This is a genomic window from Chitiniphilus shinanonensis DSM 23277, assembly GCF_000374805.1.
GTDB classification, from domain to species: Bacteria; Pseudomonadota; Gammaproteobacteria; order Burkholderiales; family Chitinibacteraceae; genus Chitiniphilus; species Chitiniphilus shinanonensis.
In genome coordinates this window covers 97,935-119,991 of the sequence record NZ_KB895334.1, presented here as the reverse complement: position 1 = coordinate 119,991, position 22,057 = coordinate 97,935, and the positions used below count along the sequence as shown (strand labels likewise).

General features: G+C 64.6%; 22 protein-coding genes. 15 read left to right on the top strand and 7 right to left on the bottom strand.

The features are described from left to right. Nucleotides 1-2: 2 nt before the first annotated feature. Both C556_RS0100595 and C556_RS23375 read right to left on the bottom strand, forming a co-directional pair. Nucleotides 3-359 (bottom strand): hypothetical protein, encoded by a 357-nt coding sequence (locus C556_RS0100595; RefSeq protein ID WP_018746278.1) that lies wholly within the window; start codon nt 357-359, stop codon nt 3-5. Nucleotides 360-380: 21 nt separating this feature from the next. Then, on the bottom strand, nt 381-533 hold the full coding sequence (locus C556_RS23375) for a hypothetical protein (protein WP_169338578.1): 153 nt from the start codon (nt 531-533) through the stop codon (nt 381-383). A gap of 8 nt (nt 534-541) precedes the next feature. On the opposite strand from C556_RS23375, the gene parE reads away from it, so the two are divergent. Together parE and C556_RS21255 are read left to right on the top strand one after the other, a co-directional pair. After that, nucleotides 542-2,515 (top strand): DNA topoisomerase IV subunit B, encoded by a 1,974-nt coding sequence (parE, locus tag C556_RS0100590; RefSeq protein WP_026262691.1) that lies wholly within the window; start codon nt 542-544, stop codon nt 2,513-2,515. A 143-nt stretch (nt 2,516-2,658) separates the two neighbouring features. After that, complete coding sequence (locus C556_RS21255) at nt 2,659-3,564, top strand: phosphotransferase (protein WP_018746276.1); 906 nt, start codon at nt 2,659-2,661, stop codon at nt 3,562-3,564. Here C556_RS21255 and C556_RS24230 read toward each other — a convergent pair whose 3' ends face one another. Further along, a complete protein-coding gene (locus C556_RS24230; protein WP_373279164.1) occupies nt 3,565-4,299 on the bottom strand; it encodes a methyl-accepting chemotaxis protein in 735 nt (244 codons plus the stop codon). Nucleotides 4,300-4,729: 430 nt separating this feature from the next. Here C556_RS24230 and C556_RS0100575 point away from each other — a divergent pair, with 430 nt between their 5' ends. From C556_RS0100575 to C556_RS0100565, 3 genes are all read left to right on the top strand, one after another. Further along, entirely contained in the window at nt 4,730-5,260 is a 531-nt protein-coding gene (locus tag C556_RS0100575; RefSeq protein ID WP_018746274.1) for a nucleoside 2-deoxyribosyltransferase, read from the top strand. Between the two features lie 76 nt (nt 5,261-5,336). Then, complete coding sequence (gene parC, locus C556_RS0100570; RefSeq protein ID WP_018746273.1) at nt 5,337-7,709, top strand: DNA topoisomerase IV subunit A; 2,373 nt, start codon at nt 5,337-5,339, stop codon at nt 7,707-7,709. A gap of 16 nt (nt 7,710-7,725) precedes the next feature. Beyond that, nucleotides 7,726-8,253 (top strand): M15 family metallopeptidase, encoded by a 528-nt coding sequence (locus C556_RS0100565; protein WP_018746272.1) that lies wholly within the window; start codon nt 7,726-7,728, stop codon nt 8,251-8,253. Between the two features lie 19 nt (nt 8,254-8,272). Here the strand turns inward: C556_RS0100565 and C556_RS0100560 are convergent, their stop codons facing one another. The 4 genes from C556_RS0100560 to thiD all read right to left on the bottom strand — a co-directional run bounded on the left by C556_RS0100560 (nt 8,273) and on the right by thiD (nt 11,460). After that, nucleotides 8,273-8,785, bottom strand: a complete 513-nt coding sequence (locus C556_RS0100560; protein WP_018746271.1) for a DUF1993 domain-containing protein — start codon at nt 8,783-8,785, stop codon at nt 8,273-8,275. Nucleotides 8,786-8,943: 158 nt separating this feature from the next. Then, complete coding sequence (locus tag C556_RS0100555; protein ID WP_018746270.1) at nt 8,944-9,519, bottom strand: chloramphenicol phosphotransferase CPT family protein; 576 nt, start codon at nt 9,517-9,519, stop codon at nt 8,944-8,946. A gap of 41 nt (nt 9,520-9,560) precedes the next feature. After that, on the bottom strand, nt 9,561-10,403 hold the full coding sequence (locus C556_RS0100550) for an AraC family transcriptional regulator (protein WP_018746269.1): 843 nt from the start codon (nt 10,401-10,403) through the stop codon (nt 9,561-9,563). A gap of 229 nt (nt 10,404-10,632) precedes the next feature. After that, the gene (gene thiD, locus C556_RS0100545) at nt 10,633-11,460 is read right to left on the bottom strand and encodes a bifunctional hydroxymethylpyrimidine kinase/phosphomethylpyrimidine kinase (RefSeq protein WP_018746268.1); all 828 of its coding nucleotides are present in this window, start codon (nt 11,458-11,460) and stop codon (nt 10,633-10,635) included. A gap of 62 nt (nt 11,461-11,522) precedes the next feature. Between thiD and C556_RS0100540 the strand changes: the two genes are divergently transcribed. From C556_RS0100540 to C556_RS18695, 10 genes are all read left to right on the top strand, one after another. After that, nucleotides 11,523-11,687 (top strand): rubredoxin, encoded by a 165-nt coding sequence (locus C556_RS0100540; RefSeq protein ID WP_026262689.1) that lies wholly within the window; start codon nt 11,523-11,525, stop codon nt 11,685-11,687. Nucleotides 11,688-11,709: 22 nt separating this feature from the next. Then, nucleotides 11,710-12,552, top strand: a complete 843-nt coding sequence (locus C556_RS0100535) for a M48 family metallopeptidase (protein ID WP_018746266.1) — start codon at nt 11,710-11,712, stop codon at nt 12,550-12,552. Between the two features lie 9 nt (nt 12,553-12,561). Further along, nucleotides 12,562-12,984: a CopD family protein gene (locus tag C556_RS0100530; RefSeq protein ID WP_018746265.1), complete on the top strand. Its 423-nt coding sequence runs from the start codon at nt 12,562-12,564 to the stop codon at nt 12,982-12,984. A gap of 9 nt (nt 12,985-12,993) precedes the next feature. Further along, complete coding sequence (locus C556_RS0100525; protein WP_018746264.1) at nt 12,994-13,473, top strand: CYTH domain-containing protein; 480 nt, start codon at nt 12,994-12,996, stop codon at nt 13,471-13,473. Further along, entirely contained in the window at nt 13,470-14,762 is a 1,293-nt protein-coding gene (gene hemL, locus C556_RS0100520) for a glutamate-1-semialdehyde 2,1-aminomutase (RefSeq protein ID WP_018746263.1), read from the top strand. Before C556_RS0100525 ends, hemL begins: the two co-directional genes overlap by 4 nt. A 215-nt stretch (nt 14,763-14,977) precedes the next feature. Continuing rightward, nucleotides 14,978-15,475 carry a GspH/FimT family pseudopilin gene (locus C556_RS21245; protein ID WP_018746262.1) on the top strand — a complete coding sequence of 166 codons (498 nt, stop codon included), beginning with the start codon at nt 14,978-14,980 and terminating at the stop codon, nt 15,473-15,475. Then, nucleotides 15,463-16,197: a type IV pilus modification protein PilV gene (pilV, locus tag C556_RS21240; protein WP_018746261.1), complete on the top strand. Its 735-nt coding sequence runs from the start codon at nt 15,463-15,465 to the stop codon at nt 16,195-16,197. Before C556_RS21245 ends, pilV begins: the two co-directional genes overlap by 13 nt. After that, a complete protein-coding gene (locus C556_RS0100505; protein WP_018746260.1) occupies nt 16,194-16,967 on the top strand; it encodes a PilW family protein in 774 nt (257 codons plus the stop codon). The genes pilV and C556_RS0100505 overlap by 4 nt, the downstream gene beginning before the upstream one ends. Before the next feature lie 10 nt (nt 16,968-16,977). After that, nucleotides 16,978-17,460: a pilus assembly PilX family protein gene (locus C556_RS0100500; RefSeq protein WP_018746259.1), complete on the top strand. Its 483-nt coding sequence runs from the start codon at nt 16,978-16,980 to the stop codon at nt 17,458-17,460. 89 nt (nt 17,461-17,549) lie between these two features. Then, the gene (locus C556_RS18695) at nt 17,550-22,043 is read left to right on the top strand and encodes a pilus assembly protein (protein WP_018746258.1); all 4,494 of its coding nucleotides are present in this window, start codon (nt 17,550-17,552) and stop codon (nt 22,041-22,043) included. The last annotated feature ends 14 nt before the right edge of the window (nt 22,044-22,057 follow it).

Genomic DNA, 22,057 nt, shown 5'->3' with positions numbered 1-22,057 from the left:
CTTCAGCCGCCGGGAATCGATTCCCCCAGGGTATCCAGGCGTTGCCCCCACTGTCGGGCCAGATACGGCGGTACGTGGCGTGCAATCGCCTTGCGCAGCATGTCGTCCGCCGCCTGCCACTCGTTGCTGCGCACCAAGCTGAACAGCACGGCGCCGTCGGTACGGACGTTGGACAGGCGGTAGCTCTCGCCGTCCAGTGTGGCGTACCAGAACGCGACCAGCCGCTGGCGCCAGGGCAGGGGAGCGGGGATGCGCGACAGCAAGGCCGCGATGGCTGGATGTTGCGATGCAACATCGAGAAAATCGTCGATGACTGCGATGATGCGGTCGATGCCGATTGCGTAGGCAAGGGAGTACATCGGAATCTCCTTGGTCTGGCATCAAGCCAAGCTTTTCTTGATGACTTGTTTTGAAGCGGATGAAGGGCAGACCAGCGGCGTCGCGAGGCGGTTCCGACGTTTACCTTCCGTTACCTTGGGCGTGGACCGGCGCAGTTTGTTAGACTTGCCCGCGATCTTTTCAAGTTGTTCCACGTGAAACCATGAGCACTCCCCGCTACGACGAAGCCGCCGTCAAGGTTCTCAAAGGCCTGGACCCTGTCCGCCACCGACCCGGCATGTACACCCGCACGGACAACCCGCTGCATATCTGCCAGGAGGTGATCGACAACGCAGCGGACGAAGCACTGGGCGGTTTTGCCAAGTCGATCCGCGTCACCTTGTACCGCGATCAGTCGCTGAAGGTGATCGACGACGGGCGCGGCATCCCGGTCGGCATCCACCCGGAAGAGGGCGTGCCGACGGTGCAGGTGGTCTTCACCCAACTGCACGCGGGCGGCAAGTTCGACAAGAAGGACGGCGGCGCCTATGCGTTCTCCGGCGGCTTGCACGGGGTCGGCGTCTCGGTGACCAACGCGCTGTCGACGCTGCTGCAGGTGGAAGTGAAGCGCGAAGGCCAGCTGCACCGCATCGTGTTCGGCGATGGCGACGTGCGCGAGCCGCTGGCGGTGGTCGGCACCTGCCCGAAAAAGGAAACCGGCACCACCGTCACCGTGCGGCCCGATCCCAAGTACTTCGATTCCCCGGCGATCCCGCAGGGTGAGCTGGAGCACCTGCTCAAATCCAAGGCAGTGCTGCTGCCCGGACTGGTGGTCACGCTGGAAGTGGAGACCGCCAGCGGCGAATTCCAGCTCAAGGAATGGTGCTACCCCGACGGGCTGGTGGGCTACTTGGGCGAGCAATTGGCGGGCTACGCCACCCTGATCCCGATCTTCAAGGGCGAGAAGTACATCGAATCGGGCGACGACAGCTTCGCGCCTGGCGAAGGCTGCGCCTGGGCCTTCACCTGGAGCGAGGAAGGCCCCGCCAACCGCGAGTCATACGTGAACCTGATTCCCACCCCGGCAGGCGGCACCCACGAATCGGGCCTGCGCGACGGGGTGTTCCAGGCGGTGAAGACCTTCATCGAATTCCACTCGCTGCTGCCCAAGGGCGTGAAGCTCCTGCCCGAGGATCTGTTCAGCCGTTGCTCGTTCGTGCTGTCGGCCAAGGTGCTCGATCCGCAGTTCCAGGGCCAGACCAAGGACAAACTCACCAGCCGCGACGGCTTGAAGCTGGTCTCGCAGATGGTGAAGTCGCCGTTCGAGCTGTACCTGAACGAACACGTGGAACTGGGCAAGCGCCTGGCCGAACTGGCGATCCGCGCCGCGCAAAGCCGGCAGAAAAACGCGCAGAAGGTGGAAAAGAAGAAGTCTTCCGGCGTGGCGGTGCTGCCCGGCAAGCTCACCGATTGCGCCAGCGACGAGACGGAGCGCTGCGAGTTGTTCCTGGTCGAGGGCGACTCGGCCGGCGGCTCCGCCAAGCTGGGCCGCGACAAAGATTTTCAGGCCATCCTGCCGCTGCGCGGCAAGGTGCTCAACACCTGGGAAGTGGACCGCGACCAGATCTTCGCCAACAACGAAGTCCACGATATCGCCGTAGCCATCGGCGTGGACCCGCATGGTCCGAACGACCAGCCCGATCTGTCCGGCCTGCGCTACGGCAAGATCATCATCATGTCCGACGCCGACGTCGACGGCTCGCATATCCAGGTGCTGCTGCTGACCCTGTTCTATCGTCACTTCCCGCGGCTGATCGACACCGGCCACGTGTTCGTGGCACAGCCACCGCTGTACCGGGTGGACATCGCCGGCGCCGGCAAGGCCAAGCCGCCGCGCAAGTTCTACGCGCTGGACGACGGCGAGTTGAACGCCATCCTCGACAAGCTGCGCGCGGAAAAGGTGCGCGAAGGGGCGTGGAGCATTTCGCGCTTCAAGGGCCTGGGCGAGATGAACGCCGAGCAGTTGTTCGACACCACCATGAACCCCGACACCCGGCGCGTGCTGCGGGTGGGCGTGCCGCAAGACGTCAGCGCCAACACCCGCGAGTTGATGAACATGTTGATGGGCAAGGGTGAGGCCAGCAGCCGCCGCGCGTGGCTGGAAGCACGCGGCAACGAGGTGGAAGCCGATCTCTGAGCCGACGGCTCCTGGTTTTTTGCCTGAAACGCCGTTCCACGTGGAACGGCGTTTTTTGTTTTCGCCACGCTTGCCCAACCGTCCGGGCGACGCTGGCGACAGGATGAGTCGCCCGTTATGGTGCGCCCAAGGAGGACACCGACATGAGCATCGAGCTGGAAACCGGCATCGCCGAATGGCTGGACGACATCTGCCTGCGCTGGCTGAACGAAAAACCGCGACTGGATCAGGTGATCGACGGCTTCTACGGCCAGGTCTACCTGCTGACGCTGGCCGACGGCAGCCGCCGCGTGATCAAGCGTTTTCGGATTCCGGGTTTCGCCCGTTTCGAGAAACGCGCCACCCAACGCCTGCGGCAGTACACCCCGGCCGCCATCGCCGTGCCCGAGATCCTGCAATTCGAAAGCGCGGAGCAGGGGGGCTGGGATGCATTCCTGATGCCGTTCGTGAGTGGCGTTCCCGCCTACGACACGCCGCTGGAACACGCACCCGCGCTGGTCGAGGACATCGTCGCCTTGCAGCGCCACTGGCACGCGCAGCGCAGTGATGCCTTCGAGGATCTGGAAGGCAACCGGCACCCGACCTTTCTCTCCAGCTATCGCGCCTACCTGGCGCCCCGCATCGCCTTCCTGCAAGGCGCCGACGGCTTCTCCGACGTGCAGAAACAGCGGCTGCTGGCCACGCTGGACGACCTGGAAACCGTGCTGCTGCCGCTGGCCGATGACACGCCCAGCTTCATCCATGACGATGGCCACGCCGGCAACTACCTGGTCGACCCGCAGACCTGGCGCCTGTGCGCGGTGATCGACCCGGCCGGCGCACGCTTCGCCCACCGCGAGCTGGACCTGTTCCACCTGCCCGATTCCCGCCCGGAATACGGCCTGCTGGAGCACTACCTGGCGCAGGCGCCCACCGCGCCGGGCTGGCCCAGGCGACGCTGGTTGTTCAGCCTGTGGGACGACATCAAGCACGCCGAGTACACCGGCTGGCGCGACGAAGCCTGGTTCGAACGCAAGCTGGCGGCATTCGAGCAAGCCAGCCGGAATTGATCAGCCGGCGCGGCCGGGGGTCGCTGCCAGCGCCTGGATCAATTGCGCCAGCAATTGCTCCGCCTGGCGCAGCGCCTCGGCGGCAGGCTCGTAACGCTGCTCGCGCCACGCCGCCACCGCTCGCGCACCCTGGTCGGCCACGCGCGCGAACGCGGCTTCGAGTTGCTCCGGCTTGTCGATCGCCTTGAGCTGCGCCAGCTGCCGTGCCCAGTCGCCCAACCAACCGGGCGGCTCCTCGCCGGCAGGCCGTTCCTCCTGGAACAAGCCGAGGTAGACCATATTGCGCAGATCGAGCAACGCCACCTGACCTAGCGCCGCACCGTGATGCAGGCGCGCCCGCCGTGCCTGCTGCTGGAACAATGCCGTGCCGGCTTGCGCTTCGTGCAATTGCTCGCCCAGAAAACGGCCTTGTTCGGCCTGGCGCACGGTCTCTGCGGTCAACCCCTGCAATGCCTCTCGCACCGCGGCGGTGGCCGCGCCGATCCGCTCCACCAGCTTGCGGATCTCGCCGGAGGCGGTGGTGGTCCGCTCGGCCAGTTTGCGGACCTCGTCGGCCACCACGGCAAAGCCGCGCCCGGCTTCCCCAGCGCGTGCCGCTTCGATCGCGGCGTTCAACGCCAGCAGATTGGTCTGGGCCGAGATTTCGCCGATCAGCTCGACGAAGCCGACGATCTCTGCCGCACTGGTGGATAGATCGCCGGTCTGTTCGGTGGAATGCCCGGTCTGCTGTGTCATGCGTTGCGTGCCATCGACCAGGGTACGCAGCATATCGTCGAGACGGGTCAGGGCTGCGGTGGCGGATTCACCCGATACCGCGGCTTCCTCGTCCAGCGCCCAGCCTTGCCGCATCAGTTCCAGCAAGGCGGCGAACGCCGTCCGGCCTGCCGCGAACTCGGCAAAGATGGCGGGGTAGGCGCCGGCGCCGCGCCCCTGGTCGCCGGTCTGGCGTTCCAGCAGCTCCAGGAAGCGGGTATCGCGCTCGTGCTTCTCCACCTGCCGGCGCAAGCGCGCGTTCTCGTCGCTCAATGCCTGGATCGTGGCGTGCAGGTCTTCCTGCGCGGTCCGTTGCTTGAACATCCTGCTCCCCCTGGGTTTCGTCGCGGCTGCTTTGGCCGTGGTCCGCTCCGGCACAGTATAGTGGAGCGTTCTTGACCGGAATCGCGCCATGTCGCCACCCATTGTCTACCTTGCCGGACCGGGCGTGTTCCGCCAGGATGCGCTCGCCTGGGGCAGCCAGCTCGCCGCATTGTGCGACCAGCACGGCCTGAGCGGGCTGTTTCCGCTGGACAACCAGCTGCCACCCGGGCTCGATCCCATCCAGCAACGTCAGTGGTTGTTCGACGCCAACTGCGGCGCCATCCGCCACGCCGATCTGGTCCTGGCCGACTGCCGTGCGTTCCGCAGCGGCAGCGAACCGGACAGCGGCACGGCGTTCGAAATCGGCTATGCGCACGCGCTGGGCAAGCCGGTCTACCTCTGGCTGCCGGATGTCGAACCCTGCCACTCGCTCCGCGATCGCATCGCCGTGAATCTGCTGCCCAACGGCGCCCCCGTCGATGGGGAAGGGCTGCTGGTGGAAGATTTCGCGGCGCCGCTGAACCTGATGTTGTGGCAGGCGGCCGCGGGCGCCATCTACGCCACCACGCCGGAAGCGGCCATCGCGCAACTGGCCGAAACGGTGCGACGTTCCACGTGAAACATCGGTCGCACTGAACGTCGCCAGCCCATCGGGCTACAATGCCGCCTGGTCCGTACTTCGCCGACGCCTGTTCATGTCCGATCTCGATCTTCCCGAAACACCCGATGCCGAAGTGCCCGCCGAAACGGGCAACAACGGCAATCGCCGCTATATCAACGCACAGTCTTCGACGCTGGCCCCGGATGACGGGGAAAGCGTGCAGCTGGGGCTGTACGCCGAGAAAAGCTATCTCGAATACGCGATGAGCGTGGTGAAGAGCCGTGCCCTGCCGCAGGTGGAAGACGGGCAGAAGCCGGTTCAGCGCCGCATTCTCTATGCTATGCACGAACTCGGCCTGACCGCCACCGCCAAGCCGGTGAAGTCCGCGCGGATCGTCGGTGAGGTGCTGGGCAAGTTCCACCCGCATGGCGACCAGTCAGCCTACGACGCGCTGGTACGCATCGCGCAGGATTTCTCGCTGCGCTACCCGCTGATCGACGGCCAGGGCAACTTCGGCAGCCGCGATGGCGACGGTGCGGCGGCCATGCGCTACACCGAAGCCCGCCTGACCCCCATCGCCGAGCTGCTGCTGGGCGAACTCGATGCCGGCACCACCGATTTCATCCCCAACTACGATGGCGCGCTGGAAGAACCACTGCTGCTGCCTGCCCGTTTGCCGTTGCTGCTGCTCAACGGCACCTCGGGCATCGCCGTCGGCATGGCGACGGAAATCCCTTCGCACAACCTGGGCGAAGTGGCCGACGCGGCCATCGCGTTGATCCGCAATCCCGGCCTGGACACCGGCGGGCTGCTGCAATACGTGAAGGGGCCCGACCTGCCGGGTGGCGGCCAGTTGATCTCCAGCGCGCGCGATATCCAGTCCGCCTATGAAACCGGACGCGGCAGCCTCAAGGTACGCGCACGGTGGGAGAAGGAAGACCTGGCGCGCGGCCAATGGCAGATCGTGGTGACCGAACTGCCGCAGGGCACGTCCAGCCAGCGCGTACTGGAGGAAATCGAGGAGCTGACCAATCCCAAGCTGCGCAAGGGCAAGAAGGCGCTGACCCAGGAGCAGGTGCAGACCAAGCAACTGGTGCTGTCGCAGCTTGACCGCGTGCGCGACGAATCGGGCAAGGACCAGCCGGTGCGGCTGGTGTTCGAACCCAAGTCGTCGCGGCAGGATCCGGCCGAGCTGATGACCATGCTGCTGGCGCATACCTCGCTGGAAACCAACCTGCCGCTGAACCTGGTCACCATCGGCCGCGACGGCCGTCCCGGCCAGAAGTCGCTGCGCGACCTGATTGCCGAATGGGTGGATTTCCGCTTCGTCACTGTGCGCCGACGCACCGAGCACCGGCTGGGCAAGGTCAACGACCGTATCCATATCCTGGAAGGGCGGATGGTCGTTTTCCTCAATATCGACGAGGTGATCCGCATCATCCGCGAAAGCGATGAGCCGAAGGCCGCGCTGATCGCGCGCTTCCAGCTCAGCGACCGTCAGGCCGAGGACATCCTGGAAATCCGTCTGCGGCAACTGGCGCGGCTGGAAGGTATCAAGATCGAACAGGAACTGGCCGACCTGCGCACGGAAAAGGAAGGTCTGGAAAACCTGCTGGCCAACGTCCCGGCGATGCAGAAGCTGGTGATCAAGGAGATCGAGGCCGACCGCAAGAAATATGGCGATCCGCGTCGCACGCTGATCGAAGAGGCCGAAAAGGCCACGCTGGAAGTGGCGGTGGTGGATGAGCCGACCACGCTGATCCTATCGGAAAAGGGCTGGGTCCGCAGCCGCCAGGGGCACGGCGTGGAACTCCAGAATCTGACGTTCAAGGACGGCGACAAACTGCTGGCCGCCATCGAATGCCGCACCGTCGATTCGGTGGCGCTGCTCGGCAGCGACGGCCGCGTCTATACCATCCAGGCATCGGTGGTACCGGGCGGGCGGGGCGATGGCGTGCCGGTGACGACGCTGGTCGAGCTGGCGCCGAAGAGCCGGGTGGTGCAGTTACTGGTTGCGCGGAGCGACGAATGGGTGGTGATCGCCAACTCGTCCGGCTACGGCTTTGCCTGCCAGTTCGACAACCTGCTTTCGCGGCAAAAGGCCGGCAAGAGCTTCATCACGCTGGAAGCCAACGAGACGCTGCTGCGCGTCACCACCTTTGTTCCACGTGAAACGTCGGTGGTGGCCTGTCTGTCGAAGGCCGGCAAGCTGCACCTGTTCCCGTACGCCGAGTTCAAACAACTGGCCGGCGGTGGGCGTGGAGTGATCACCATGGCGCTCGACGACAAGGACCAGCTGGCCGCGATCACCGTCTCCGATGGCGACACCCTGCGCCTGACCGGCACCGGCCGCGGCGGCAAGCCGACCGAGCTGATCCTGGATGCCAACGAAATGGCGCCCTACGTCGGCAAGCGGGCGCGCAAGGGCAAACCCATCAATGCGGGATTGAAGTTCCCCGGTTTCTGATCGTGGAGGAATGCCGATGAACGAAGCACTGCGCGCAAGCTGGGCGACGCTCGGCATTCCCGAATCGGTACTGGTGGAAAAACGTCTCACCCTCTACGACGAGGCGGAAGCGCTGGTCGACGCCGAGATCGGCGAGGACGGCCGCGTCTGGCAACTGACCCCCGCGGCCGCGCTGGCGTGGCACGCCATGCGCGATGCCGCGGCCGAGGACGGCATCGTGTTGCGCATCGCATCGGCGTATCGCGGCACCAGCCGCCAGGTGGCGCTGATCCAGCGCAAGCTGAACGCAGGCCAGCCGATCGACGCCATCCTCCAGGTGCTGGCCCCGCCAGGATGCAGCGAACACCACACCGGCCGCGCCATCGACGTCTACACCCCCGGCGGCCCGGTGGTCGAGGAGGCATTCGAAACCATGCCGGCATTTGCCTGGTTGCAGGCCAATGCCGGCCGTTTCGGCTTTACGCTATCGTTCCCGCGCGACAATCCATATGGCTACGTCTACGAGCCATGGCACTGGTGCTTCCAGCCCACCTTGCTCGCCTGAACTGCGCGCGGGCATCCGCTCAGGGGCGCTCGATGCCGCCGATGTAGTCGGTCTTGCCCAGCGCCACGCCGTTGTGCCGGAGAATGGCGTAGGCCGTGGTCACGTGGAAATACACATTGGGCAGCACGAAGTGCAGCAGGTAGAAATCGCCCCGCATCGGGTGATCGGGCATCCACGGCATGGTGATGATCTTGTCCGCGGCATCGTCGAGCGCACTCGGGGCGATGGTATTCAGGTAGGAAACCGCCGTGGCGATGCGTTCCTTCAACTCGTCGATGCGGGTTTCTTTGTCGTCCAGCTTCAACGGCTCCAGCCCCGCCAGGCGCGGCCCCACGCCCTTGGCCTGATCGGTGGCGATCTGCACCTGCTTCACCAGCGGAAACATGTCCGGCGCCAGCCGGGCGTTGAGCAGCACGCTCTCGTCGACGTTGCGGTCGGCACAGAAGGCGGCGGCCTTGTCGAGCAACGCGGACAGATTGCCGAGCATGCGCACGAAGACGGGAATGGAAACCTGGTAGTAGGACAAGCTCATGGATGACTCCGTGAAGGTCGTCCGAAGGCAGCCGGCTCGACGAGCAGCCCGGCCCGTCGGACGAGATGGGGGAAACGGTTTCGTCATCCTAGCCGAAGCCTGCAACCATCCAGCGCGTTGTCAGGAAAGTTAATCCGCCGATACCCAGGCCGTGCGGTTCAGACGGCGTCCAGCTTCAGCAGCGTCTCGGCCACGCCATGCAGCGACACCGCCTGCATCAACGCCTCGCGCAACGCCGATGCGGCCTGTTCCGGCATCTGGCCGCCGGTATCCACCTCAAGGTCGTAGCTCATCCACGCGTGCACCCGTGGCAACTCCCAGGCCGCCAGCCCGGCGGCGCGATCGCCACGCCGGGCCTCGCGCTGGGCCAGCAGCGCCGGGTCGCAATGCACGCCGACCAACGCCACCGAGTAACCGGCAAGTTCGGTCAGCAACTCACGGATTTCGCCGGGTTCGCACCAGGCATTGTCGACGATCAGTTTGACCCCGGCCTGCAACAACGACGGCAAGGCATAGTGGTAGGCGCGCACCAACGCATCCCAGTCGTAGCCGGGCCGGGAAATCGGCTCGCCCCGCTGCATGCGCGCCAGGTCGCTGGGGGGCAGCGCGTAGAGCACGCTGTCGATGGAGAAGTTGAGGTATTGCTCGGGCAGGCATTCCTGCAAGGCGCGCGCCAGCGAGCTTTTGCCGGAACTGCTGGTGCCGTTGAGCACGATGACTTGGGGCAGGTTCATCCGGCGATGGTAACGCGGCGCCGCAGCGCCGCGTCAAAGGATCACGCAATCAGCGGCAGGCAGAGATCGTAGCGCTCGTCGTGGAAGTAATGTTCCAGCCGGGGGCGGGACGGATCGGGCACCAGCCCGGTCTGCGGCAGCCAGGTCAGCATCAGGTCGCGCCAGCGCGGGCCGATGTCGTCCCCTGTGCCGCCATGATGGAACACCGCCCAGCGTCCGGCGGGCAGGCGGTACTCGCCCATGCCGCGCGGAATGCGTACTTGCGGGTTGATCTCGGTGGCCGCGTCGTAACGACGGCGGCCGGCCGGCGTGGTCGCCGGGTCGCTCCAGATCAGGCCGAAGCGTCGATCCGGATTGAACTCGATCTGGTGCAGGCGGCACTGCGCGTCCAATTGTTCGTACAAGCGGCTCAGGTGAATGCCGTAGTCGCCCACTTCGCGCACCGTCAACATCCGTGCGGCGGGCCAATCCTCGATCGAGATGCGCGTCGCCACCTCGGCGAACGACCATTGGTAATCGGCATCGGTGCCGGCAATTTCCTGACCAGGGGTATAAGAAATCGGGCCGAGATTGGTGCGCAGCCACTCGCGCGCCGGCGGCGTGCCCTTACGCCAGGCGCTGGGCGTGAAGCCGAAGGTGCGGTTGAAGGCGCGGCTGAACGTGGCGGCGGAGGAGAAGCCGACCGCCAGCGCGACGTCGCCGATCGGCATGCGTGGCGCCCAGTGCAGCAAGGACGCGGCGACTTCCAGCCGCAAGCGCCACAGGAAGGCCTGGGGCGTGGTCTGGTAGTGGAGCTGGAAGCGTCGGACCAGGTACCACGGCGAATAATGAGCGGCTTCTGCCAGATCAGCCAGAGTCAGCGGGGCGGCAAGATCGCGCACCATCCGGTTGATCGCACGTTCCAAGCGGGGGCAAGGGGCGGGGGCGAGGATAGATCTGGGGGCATTCATGATCGTATTCCACAACCGCCAAGGGCGGTAATCGATCGATAGACCGTCAATCTTGGATCAAGCAGAGAACGAAATGGGTGGCAACCCTAAAGATACGCAACATGAGCAAAAAATTATGTAAGCCCGAGGGGAAATTTGGCTTTTGCCTCAAGCTGATACGCCACTATTCTTCGGCTTTTGTATCTTCCGGTCGCGCCCAGAACATGCGGTCGGGTACCAGTTGTCCCATGCCCGGACGGTACGCGTTCACCAGCGTCTGCCACACGTATTCCTGGGCATCGTGCACCGCGGTGTTGAGCTCGACGCCGCTGGCCAGCGCCCCGGCCAGCGCCGCCGACAGCGTGGCGCCGGAACCGTGGTAACGGCCGGGCAGGCGATCCCACATGTCGCTGCGCACGCGGCCATTGCGCGAATACAGCACATTGCTCACCTTGCTGGTGTGCTCCTGCGCCCCGGTGATCAGCACGTATTCGCAGCCGCAATCGATCAGCCGGCTCGCGGCGGCGTCCAGCGGCAGGTCGTCCTGTTCCTCGGCATCATCCGACCCCAGGCGCCGCGCTTTGCTGCTATTGGTACAGACGATGAACGAGTTGGGCAGCAGCAGCTCGCGGATCGCGGCGGCGAACTCGTCGGTCGAGTATTCGTCGCGCTGGCTGTGTTCCAGCACCGGATCCAGCACCAGCGGCACATTGGGATAGTCGGCGACGATCTCGGCGATGACGGTGAGGTTCTCGATGCTGCCGGCCAGGCCCACCTTGATCGCATCCACCTGCATGTCTTCCAGCACGTACCGCGCCTGCTCGTTCACCCAATCCGCCTCGATGGCCTGAACTTCCAGCAGCCCGGCGGTGTCCTGCACGGTGAGCGCGGTCACCACCGGCAAGGCATGACAGCCCAGCGATGCCAGCGTGGTCAGATCGGCGGCCAGGCCGGTGCCGGCGGTGGGGTCGTTAGCGGCAAAAACCAGAACCAGAGGTGGGGTGGGGCGCATCGCGAGGGGTGTAAGGGATGGGGTAGAATCCGATTCTAAACCAGCCCCCTGAAGGTCATCGGATGAAAAAATACATGTGCTTGATTTGCGGTTTCATTTACGACGAAGCGGAGGGCCGCCCGGAAGACGGCGTTGCTCCCGGCACCTCGTGGGATCTGGTCCCGATGAATTGGACCTGCCCCGATTGCGGCGCCCGCAAGGACGATTTCGAAATGGTGGAAATCTGATCCATCCGCCAGGAGTCTCGCGATGAAAAAACTGTTGATCACGGGTCTGGTGGCCCTGGCCGTCGCCGGTTGCCAGCAAGTGAGCACCACCAGCGGCGGCGCGGTCGGCGTCAGCCGCAAGCAGACCATGAGCTCGCTGCTGTCCGAACAACAGGTCGAGGAGATGTCCGCCCAGTCGTACCAGGAAGCGCTGGCCAAGGCCCGCGCCAAGGGTACGCTGAACACCGATGCCAGGATGGTGTCGCGGGTGCGCGTCATCGCCGATCGCATCATCCCGCAGACGGCGGTCTACCGCGCCGATGCCGCGCGCTGGCAGTGGGAGGTGAACGTCGAGAAAAGCGAACAGCTCAACGCCTACTGCATGGCGGGCGGCAAGATCATGTTCTACTCGGGCATCATCGACAAACTGAAGCTCACCGATGACGAGATCGCCCAGATCATGGGTCACGAGATCGCCCACGCCCTGCGCGAGCATGCGCGCGAACGGATGAGCCAGGCGTATACCAAGCAACTGGCGCTGCAAGGACTGTCGATCTTCACCGGCGGCAAGTACGACGACTACCTCGGCATGGCCGACCAGCTGACCGAGGTCGCCTACTCGCTGCCCAACAGCCGCGAGCATGAATCCGAAGCCGACACCATCGGCCTGGAACTGGCCGCCCGCGCCGGCTACAACCCGCAGGCCGCCGTCACCTTGTGGCAGAAGATGGCCGCCGCCAGCAGCGGCGCGCCACCGCAGTTCCTGTCCACCCACCCGTCGAACCAGACCCGCATCGCCGACCTGCAGGCGCGCATTCCCACCGTGGAACCGCTCTACCAGGCCGCGCTGGCACGCAATCCCGCCCCCAAACCCAAGAAAAAGTGAGTCGGCCACGTGCTCTGGGCCAAGTCCTTTCACCTGATCTTCGTGATCTGCTGGTTCGCCGGCCTGTTCTATCTGCCGCGGCTCTACGTCAACCACGCCCAGGCCGAGGATGCCGTCACCGCGTCGCGCCTGTTGCAGATGGAGCGCAAACTGCTGCGCTTCATGACGGTGCTGGGCGTGCTGGCGCTGGGCTTCGGCGTGCTGACCTGGTCGTTCTACGACTTCTACGCCGGGCGTGGCTGGTACTGGATGCACGCCAAGCTCACCCTGGTGGCCGCGCTGGTGGTCTATCACGGCTGGTGCTGGAAGCTGTACCGCGATTTCGCGCGCGGCGAGCGGCGGCACGGCCATGTCTGGTATCGCTGGTTCAATGAATTCCCGGTGCTGATCCTGTTCGCGGTGGTGATCCTGGCCATCGTCAAACCCTTCTAGGCAACGTCGATGGCCACCGAAATCGAACGCAAATTCCTGCTGCGCCACGATGGCTGGCGCGGGCAGGTCAGTCGGTCCGTCCGCATCGCCCAGGGTTATCTGTGCACCGATCCCGAGCGCACGGTAAGGGTTCGCCTCAAGGGCGAGCAGGGCTTCCTGACGATCAAGGGTCGCAACGAGGGCATCGCCCGCGCCGAATTCGAATACCCGATCCCGCACGACGACGCCGAAGCGCTGCTGCGGCTGTGTCCGCAGGTGCTCGACAAGACCCGCCACCTGCTGCAAGCCGATCCCCACACCTGGGAGATCGACGAATTCCACGGCGGCAACGCCGGGCTGATCGTCGCCGAGATCGAGTTGCCCGCGGTCGATGCCGCCTTCGCGCGGCCGGACTGGCTGGGCGACGAGGTGTCGCACGATCCCCGCTACTTCAACAGCAATCTTTCCCGGCATCCCTACAGCCGCTGGAATACGGAGTCCCCACGATGAGCCACAACAACGCCCTGTTCGCGCGCGCCCGGCATCACATTCCCGGCGGCGTCAACTCGCCGGTACGCGCCTTCGGCTCGGTCGGGGGCACGCCGCGCTTCTTCGCCCGCGGCGAAGGTGCACATGTCTGGGATGTCGATGGGCGGCGCTATATCGATTACGTCGGCTCATGGGGGCCGCTGATCCTGGGCCATGCCCACCCCGCCGTGCTGGAAGCCGTGATGCGCGCGGCGCGCGACGGGCTGTCGTTCGGCGCGCCGACCGCGGCCGAGGTCGACCTGGCCGACCTGCTATGCGAACGGGTACCCAGCATGCAACAGGTGCGGCTGGTTTCCAGCGGCACCGAGGCTACCATGAGCGCCATCCGCCTGGCGCGCGGCTTCACCGGCCGCGATAAACTGGTGAAATTCGAAGGCTGCTATCACGGCCACGCGGATTCGCTGCTGGTGAAGGCGGGCTCCGGCCTGCTCACCTTCGGCAACCCATCGTCGGCCGGGGTGCCGGCCGCCGTCGCCGCGGATACCATCGTGCTGCCCTACAACGACGTGGCCGCGCTGGAGGCCGTGTTCAGCGAGCAGGGCGACCGCATCGCCGCCCTCATCGTCGAGCCCATCGCCGGCAACATGAACCTGATTCAACCCAGCCCCGCATTCGTTACGGCAATGCGCGCGCTGACCGAAGCCCACGGCGCGGTGTTGATCTACGACGAAGTGATGACGGGTTTCCGTGTGGGGCCGCAATGCGCGCAGGGCCTGCACGGTATCAAGCCGGATCTGACCTGCCTGGGCAAGGTGGTCGGCGGCGGCATGCCGCTCGCCGCCTTCGGCGGCCGCGCGGACATCATGGCCAGACTGGCGCCGCTGGGCCCGGTCTACCAGGCCGGCACGCTGTCGGGAAACCCGGTGGCTGTCGCCGCAGGGCTGGCCACATTGCAGGAAATCGACCGCCCCGGCTTCTTCGAAGCCTTGGGACAACGTACGACGGAACTGGTGGAAGGCTTGAGCAAGGAAGCCGCAAATCAGGGGCTTGCGTTCAGTGCCCAAGCAGTTGGCGGGATGTTTGGCATCTACTTCAGCGCCACCGTGCCGCAAGGTTTTGCCGATGTCATGGCCAGCGACCGTGATAACTTCAATTTATTCTTCCACGCCATGCTGGAGCAAGGTGTCTACCTGGCCCCGTCAGCGTTCGAGGCCGGCTTCGTATCCGCCTGCCATGGCACCGAGGAACTGGAAATGACGTTCGTCGCGGCGAAACGCGCGTTTGACCAAATCAGGAGAAAACCGCAATAAGTAGTTGCATATACAGGGTTTTCTCCTAGCCTGACTTCGTCGGCCAGCGAGGAACCGAAGCCCCGACCACTCGACATGTCATCTCGGCACGCCTGTCAGAGGCGCTTGCCAAGCGTATCAGTCACTGCTGATATCATTAGCGCATACTGATAAATAGTGTTTAGCTGAAACCGGCTGAACCTCGAGATGAACAGCACATGTAGGGGAGTGGCATCATGCGTCAAGGGGGCTTCACACTGATCGAGGTGATGGTGGTCATCGCCATCATCGGCGTGGTGTTGGGCATTGCCGCGCCCAACTACCAATCCCTGGTCCGTAACAGCCGGCTGTCCTCCGCGTCCGAGGAACTGCTCACGCACCTGATGCTGGCGCGCACCGAGGCCATCAAACGCAACGCCAGCGTCGAAGTCTGTGCGTCCGCGAATCCGGCCGCCAGCGAACCGGAATGCGACGGCAGCGACTGGAAAGACGGGTGGATCGTGCGCGTGGTGGGCGAAACCCAGCCGCTGCGCGTCGGCACCGCGCTGGAGGGCGTCGATTCGCTCAGCGTTTCGGGCGCGTCCTCCAACAAACTCACCTTCCGCTCGTTCACCAACGCCAGCAACCAGGTCGCCACCTTCACCTTCTGCATTCCGGGCATCCAGGCCCGCGAGGTAGTGGTGGAACGTTCCGGCCGGGTTTCCCGCCTGTTGGGTGACACATGCGACAGCTGAGCCACCATCGCGCCCAACACGGCATCATCATGATCGAGGTGCTGGTGGCCTTGATCGTGCTGGCGCTGGGCATCCTGGGCCTGGCGGGCTTGCAGGTGTATTCGCTGAAGAACAGCCAGAGTGCCTACGCGCGCTCGATCGCCTCGGATCTGGCCAACGATCTGGCCGAGCGCGTCCGCGCCAATCGCACTCCTGAACTGGCCGGCAACCCGCAGATCAAGGTCGCCAGCGAAGCGTCGATGGCACAGGCGGCGTTGCCGCCCGACTATCCGGCGTTCAATTGCGGCGACAACGCCAGCGGCGTGTTGTCCTGCACCGCGCCCAGCGACGGGCATCCCGGCAATACGCTGGCCAGCAAAGAACTGGCATCGTGGATGCGCCTGGTGCGTGCGTCGCTGCCGGTCGGCGACGAGGGCGGCGGCCTCATCTGCCGGGACGACGACATCACCAACGGCGTCGACGTGCCCGATGCGGCAGACCATGGCGGTCCGATTTACGACAGCAGCGACAGCGAATACGAAGCCAAGACCGGCTGCCTGGCGCCCACCAACGCCAGATACGCGCAGGCGCCGCTGGTCATCAAGATCTGGTGGCAGGATCTGGACCAGAGCGGCAAGCGGGTCGCCGGCGCGCCATTGCAGCTGTTCAGCACGCCGCTCGGCGACAACCTGGCGGCCCTGGTGGTGCCCACCGCGGCCCCGGCCTCGGGAGGCGCGCCATGATCCGTCAACGCGGTTTCACCATCGTCGAGCTGATGGTCGGGCTGGCCCTGGCGCTGATTCTGGCGCTCGCCATCGCCAATGTGTACGTGCAGACGCGCCAGACCTTCCGGGTCCAGGCCGCGCAAAGCCGGGTGTCCGACGATGGCCACTACGTGCTCGACATCTTCAAGCGCATCCTGTCGCAGGCGGGCTATCGGCCGCTGGCCAAGGCCAACGCCGATTTCAAGAGCAGCTTCCCCGCCGCCACCCCGTTTGCCGCCGGCCAGGTGATCAGCGAAACCGCCGGTGCATTGTCGGTGCGGTTCTACGGCGAAAACCTCGACGCCTCGGCTCCGGGCGACGGCAACATCATCGGCTGCGACGCCGCCGGCGACCCGTTCCTCAAGGACAACTCGCTCTATACCTTCCGGCTGAGCCACGACGGCACCACCGAACAGTTGAAATGCAACGACACGGTGTTGGTCGACAACGTGCTCGACTACAGCCTGCGCTTCGGCGTCTACGACAGTTCCAATCTCCAGGCGGTCAAGGACAAGGGACGCATCGTCACGCAGTACATCGCCACGCCGACCAACTGGCAGGACGTACTCGCCGTGCGCATGTGCGTGGTCCTGGTATCCGGCGCGGCCAGCGGCAACAACCTGGCCCCCGAGCCGATGACCTACCAGGACTGTTCGGGCAACACCGTGACCGCGAGCGACCGCCGGATCTATCGCAACTTCACCTCGACGTTCCAGCTGCGCAATCTGGCGTCGAACCTGCCGAGCTGAGGTGGACGACATGACACGGCACAACCGATCGCAAACAGGGTTCATCCTCATCACCAGCATCATCTTCATGCTGGTGCTGACCGTGGTGGTGGTCTACGCGGTGCGTTCCGCCACCGTCTACGAACGGGTAGCGGGCAACAACCGCAATCGCAGCATGGCGGTGCAATCGGCGGAATTCGCCTTGCGCGAATCGCAGGCCCGCCTGCTCTCCGAGCTGTACGTCGCCGGCAACGTCGCCAATCCGGTCGCCAAGACGATCACCAACAGCGAGTACGCCAACTTCGACGATCCGGCGCACTGGAGCAACTCGAATTCCCACGAAGTCACCGGGCAGATCACCGGCATCGCGACCCGGCCCCGTTACGTGGTGCGCAACGAGAACGTGTCGGCGGAAGAAGGATGCAGCTATTACGGCGTCAAGTCGCTGGGCAGAGGCGGTAGCAGCACCAGCGTCGTCGTCCTCGATGCAGTCGTCAAACGCTGCATGCGATAAGGGTTGAAACCATGAAGAACAATGCGCTTTGGGCTGTCGCCCTGACTCTCCTGCTCGGCCACCCCTCCGCGGCGATCGCCGGGAAGATAATGCAGAGCAATCTCGACCCGTTTCGCCCGCTGGCGATCCAGAGCACCTCGGCACCGCTGAACATGCTGGTGCTGGGGCGCGACCACAAGCTGTGGTACGAGGCCTACAACGACGCGTCGGACCTGATGGAAACCGGCGTCTACGACGTCGGCTACAAAGGCTGGAAGCTGCTGAATGCCACAGAAGGCGCCAAGCAGGGCAACTTCTACATCGACTATTACGGCTATTTCGATTCCTACACCTGCTACACCTACAACGCCACCAACCACCGTTTCGAACCCAGCGAAAAGACCGCCACCAAGAAGTGCACCAGCAAGTGGAGCGGTGACTTCCTCAACTACCTGACCACCTCGCGCATGGATGCGCTGCGCAAGGTACTGTACGGCGGTACCCGCTCCACCGACACCGCGACGGAAACAGTACTGCGCCGGGCCTACATTCCGCAGGACGCCCATAGCTGGGGCAAGGAATACACCAGCCAGGCGGTGGATGGTTACCTGATCTCCGACTACACCCCGCTGGCCGCGCCCAGCGCCAACAAACGCCACCTGTTCGCCAACACCACCGCCAACGGCACCAATGGCGGTATCGCCAACCTGCCGCTGCTGCGCTTCCTGCCCAACCGCGCCGAGCGCGTGTGGAACTGGGTCAGCAAGAACGCCCCGGTATCGGGCACCACCATCACCACCGCCACTGGCGAAGACACCGTCAGCTTCACCGAAAACCGCACCACCTTGACCGACTCGCTCAAGGGCGGTTTCTGGAACGTACAGGTCCAGGTCTGCAAGAGCGCGACGCTGAAGGAAGACAACTGCAAGCAGTACGGCACCAGCTGGAAACCGACCGGCCTGTTGCAGCAGTACGGCGACAGCGACGCCATGCGCTTCGGCCTGTTGACCGGCAGTTACAGCAAGAACCTGGCCGGCGGGGTGCTGCGCAAGAACATCGGCCAGTTCTCCGACGAAGTCGATGCAAGCAACGGCGTGTTCCTCAAGCCGGCCAAGGGCATCGTCACCGCGCTGGACGCACTGCGCATCCATGGCTTCGGCAGCGGCAACTCCTACGATTGCGGTTGGAACTTCGCAGCCAAGGAACTGGAAAACGGTAACTGCCTGTCGTGGGGCAACCCGGTCGGCGAAATGCTGGAAGAAACCATGCGCTATTACGCTGGTGGTTCAGCTACCAGCAGTTTCACCGGCGACAGTGCGGGCACCGGCATCGGGGTACCGGAAGAAACGACCTGGCTGAATCCGTACCGCTCGACATCCTCCGGCGGCAACGACATCTGCGCCAAGCCCTACGTCACGCTGATCTCCGACATCAACCCGTCGTGGGACAGCGACAACCTGACCGGCTCGGTGGGCGGGCAGACCATCAACTACAGCAGCCGCGGCAGCGCTTTGTGGACCAGCGAGTTCGGTGGCAGCGGCAGCGCCATCCTCGGCGGGGTCACCGGCAACATCGACGGCGCTCCTACCGCCAAGACGCTGTCCAACTTCAACAACGTGCGTGGTTTGCCGGAAGAGCCCAACAAGAAGGGCAGTTATTCGTCGGCGCTGGTGGCGGACTTCGCCCGCAACAATGCCTTCATTTCCGCCAACAACCGCCTGCGCGTGGCCACCTTCGCCGTGGCGCTGGCTTCGCCGCTGCCGGTGATCAAGGTACCGGTCGGTACTGGCGCCAACAAGCACGTGGTCACCTTGACCCCGTTCGCCAAGTCGGTGGGCAACTTCGGCATCACCAACACCAAGGGGCAGTACCAGCCGACCAACCAGATCGTCGACTTCTACATCGACACCATCGTGAACATCGGCGGCGGCTTCCCCAACGACGCCAGCATCAACGGCGGCCGACCTTACTACAAGTTCCGCATCAACTACGAGGACGTGGAATACGGCGCCGACCACGACATGGACGCGATCGGCGAGTACACCATCCAGCTGACCGCCGACAACCAGGTCGAAGTCACGGTGGCCTCCACCTACGCGTCGGGCAGCATCATCCAGCACTTGGGCTACACCGTCTCGGGCACCACCGCGGACGGTCCCTACCTGGTGGTGCGCGACTGCGACACGGCTCCCAAGGTCACCGGCGAACCCTCGCAATGTGTCTTCACGGCTGACGCCGGGGTGGCCAGCGACGTGAGCTACTGGCTGGACAAACCGGCCACCGGCTATCCCAAGAGCAACCCGACCCGCGGCCTGCCGATGCTCGACACGCGTCGCTTCGTGCCTTCCACCACCGCCAGCGCACTGGTCGATCTGAAGGATCCGCTGTGGTACGTCGGCAAGTGGGGCGGTACCGATCCGGCGGATTGGGACAAGGACAACAACCAGACCCCGGACAGCTACTTCCTGGTGACCAACCCGCTCAAGTTGCAGGAACAATTGTCGAAGGCCTTCGCTTCGCTCGATTCCAACGCGCGCAATGCGCAGATCGGCGCCGGCGCCGGCGGTGGCAGCGAGAACTCGCAACGCCTGTACAAGGCCGACTACATCCAGGAGCGCTGGTCGGGCGATCTCACCGCCTACATCAACTCGGGCATGGATTTCGGCGAAGTGGCGTGGCGCGCCACCGACAAGCTGCTGGCCCCCAACAACCGGGTCATGGTGTCGTGGCGCTATAGCGACAATACCGGCGTCGCATTCCGCCCCGCGTCGTACCAAAGCTCGGCGGCCCCGCAGAATCTGAGCGCCAACCTGATCAACTACCTGCGCGGCGACAACACCAACGAGAGCAAAACCGGCTTCCGCCAGCGTCAGCAGGTCGGTGGCCAGAGCAACTATTACGGCGACATCCTCGATTCGCGCCCCATGGCCATCATGGGCGGCCCGTCGCCGGAATATCGTCCCGACGACGCCGGCTATTCCGATTACGCCGAGACCAATGCCAACCGCAAGCAGGCGGTCTACTTCGGCGCCAACGACGGCACGCTGCATGCCATCGACGACAGCTACGACGTCAACACGCTCAAGCCGGGCACCAACGCCGGCAAGGAAATCCTCGCCTACGTGCCGGGCTTCCTGTTCAGCAAGTTGTCCAAGCTGTCGGAACAGAACTACCAGCACCAGTTCTACGTCAACGGCCAGACCTCGGTACAGGACGTGCAGACGACCAGCGCGGCCGATAGCTGGAAGACCATGCTGGTCGGCAGTCCAGGCTTCGGCGGCAAGGGCATCTTTGCGCTGGACATCACCGATCCGGCCCTGTTCAGCGAAAGCAACGCCGCGTCGCTCGCCCTGTGGGAGTTCTCCAGCGCCGATGACGCCGACATGGGCTACTCGCCGGGCTCGGCCGTCATGGTCAAGACCAACGACGGCAAGTGGCGGGCCATCACCGGCAACGGCTACAACAGCACCACCGGCAAGGCGGTCCTGTTCCTGCTGGAGGCCCGCGGCCCGAATAACGGCTCGTGGACCAACCGCATGGTCAAGATCGATACCGGCGTCGGCGACAACACCGCAGCGGCCCATTTCAATGGTCTGTCCGCCCCCACCTTCGCCGACCTCGACAACAATGGCACGGTCGACGTGGTCTATGCCGGCGATTTGAAAGGCAATCTGTGGAAGTTCGACCTGCGCAGCAAGAACCCGGCCGACTGGGGTGTCGCCTTCAGCGGCGCGCCGCTGTACACCGCGATCGGTGCCGATGACAAACCCCAGCCGATCGCCAACTGGCCGGAAGTCGCCTTCCATCCCACGCAGAACCAGGTACAGAGCAGCAATGGCGTCGTCACCAGCGATGGCCACTTGCTGGTGTTCTTCGGTACCGGCAAGTTCTTCGAGGATTGCGATCCGGAGCTCAATTGCGAGGGTGAATCGAATTCGAACGCCTTCTACGCGATCTGGGACAAGGGCGAACCCGTCACTGCGAGCGATACGCTGCTGGAACGCTGCTACGGCAACTTCACCCAGAGCGATGTCGATGCCTACAACGCGGATCTCGCGGCCAGCGCGCAGATCCGGCTGAGCGACGTGCGCAACCTGCTGCGCCTGCAACCGTGCGCCGGCAAAACCGAGATCGGGAACATCGACTGGACCACCGACAAGGGCTGGTTCATGAAGATGAAGGGCAGCTATCCGCGCATGGCAGGCTCACCCCGCATCGTGGGCGGTACGGTCGTATTCAACTTCACCAACCTGACCAGCACCTCCGGCAATGAGTGCACCATCAACGGCGAAACCACCACCATGGCCCTCGACTTCGCCAATGGCGGGCAAAGCGAAAACCGTTTCGGTGCCCAGACGGTCAACGGCAAGCTGGCAGCCCTGGCCAATGTGGGCGTCGTGCAGAGCGTGTTCCTGCCGGGCGGCACCACCACGCTGATCAACCAGCGGCCGGCCGGCATCAACGACGACAATGGCGGCGGCCGCGACTACGGCGCCAAGCATCGGCCCAAGACCTGCATCGCCAAGGGATCGCCGACCGGCACCGACACCCAGTCCGCGCGCTGCATGATCGTGCCAGTGAATTGGAAGGAAATTCTGAAATAAACCGGGAATGCCCG

Bases quoted from the DNA above. Each gene is read 5' to 3' on its own strand.
- C556_RS0100595 (WP_018746278.1), bottom strand. From the start codon at position 359: ATGTACTCCCTTGCCTACGCAATCGGCATCGACCGCATCATCGCAGTC.
- parE (WP_026262691.1), top strand. From the start codon at position 542: ATGAGCACTCCCCGCTACGACGAAGCCGCCGTCAAGGTTCTCAAAGGC.
- C556_RS21255 (WP_018746276.1), top strand. From the start codon at position 2,659: ATGAGCATCGAGCTGGAAACCGGCATCGCCGAATGGCTGGACGACATC.
- C556_RS24230 (WP_373279164.1), bottom strand. From the start codon at position 4,299: ATGACACAGCAGACCGGGCATTCCACCGAACAGACCGGCGATCTATCC.
- C556_RS0100575 (WP_018746274.1), top strand. From the start codon at position 4,730: ATGTCGCCACCCATTGTCTACCTTGCCGGACCGGGCGTGTTCCGCCAG.
- parC (WP_018746273.1), top strand. From the start codon at position 5,337: ATGTCCGATCTCGATCTTCCCGAAACACCCGATGCCGAAGTGCCCGCC.
- C556_RS0100565 (WP_018746272.1), top strand. From the start codon at position 7,726: ATGAACGAAGCACTGCGCGCAAGCTGGGCGACGCTCGGCATTCCCGAA.
- C556_RS0100560 (WP_018746271.1), bottom strand. From the start codon at position 8,785: ATGAGCTTGTCCTACTACCAGGTTTCCATTCCCGTCTTCGTGCGCATG.
- C556_RS0100555 (WP_018746270.1), bottom strand. From the start codon at position 9,519: ATGAACCTGCCCCAAGTCATCGTGCTCAACGGCACCAGCAGTTCCGGC.
- C556_RS0100550 (WP_018746269.1), bottom strand. From the start codon at position 10,403: ATGGTGCGCGATCTTGCCGCCCCGCTGACTCTGGCTGATCTGGCAGAA.
- thiD (WP_018746268.1), bottom strand. From the start codon at position 11,460: ATGCGCCCCACCCCACCTCTGGTTCTGGTTTTTGCCGCTAACGACCCC.
- C556_RS0100540 (WP_026262689.1), top strand. From the start codon at position 11,523: ATGAAAAAATACATGTGCTTGATTTGCGGTTTCATTTACGACGAAGCG.
- C556_RS0100535 (WP_018746266.1), top strand. From the start codon at position 11,710: ATGAAAAAACTGTTGATCACGGGTCTGGTGGCCCTGGCCGTCGCCGGT.
- C556_RS0100525 (WP_018746264.1), top strand. From the start codon at position 12,994: ATGGCCACCGAAATCGAACGCAAATTCCTGCTGCGCCACGATGGCTGG.
- hemL (WP_018746263.1), top strand. From the start codon at position 13,470: ATGAGCCACAACAACGCCCTGTTCGCGCGCGCCCGGCATCACATTCCC.
- C556_RS21245 (WP_018746262.1), top strand. From the start codon at position 14,978: ATGCGTCAAGGGGGCTTCACACTGATCGAGGTGATGGTGGTCATCGCC.
- pilV (WP_018746261.1), top strand. From the start codon at position 15,463: ATGCGACAGCTGAGCCACCATCGCGCCCAACACGGCATCATCATGATC.
- C556_RS0100505 (WP_018746260.1), top strand. From the start codon at position 16,194: ATGATCCGTCAACGCGGTTTCACCATCGTCGAGCTGATGGTCGGGCTG.
- C556_RS0100500 (WP_018746259.1), top strand. From the start codon at position 16,978: ATGACACGGCACAACCGATCGCAAACAGGGTTCATCCTCATCACCAGC.
- C556_RS18695 (WP_018746258.1), top strand. From the start codon at position 17,550: ATGCAGAGCAATCTCGACCCGTTTCGCCCGCTGGCGATCCAGAGCACC.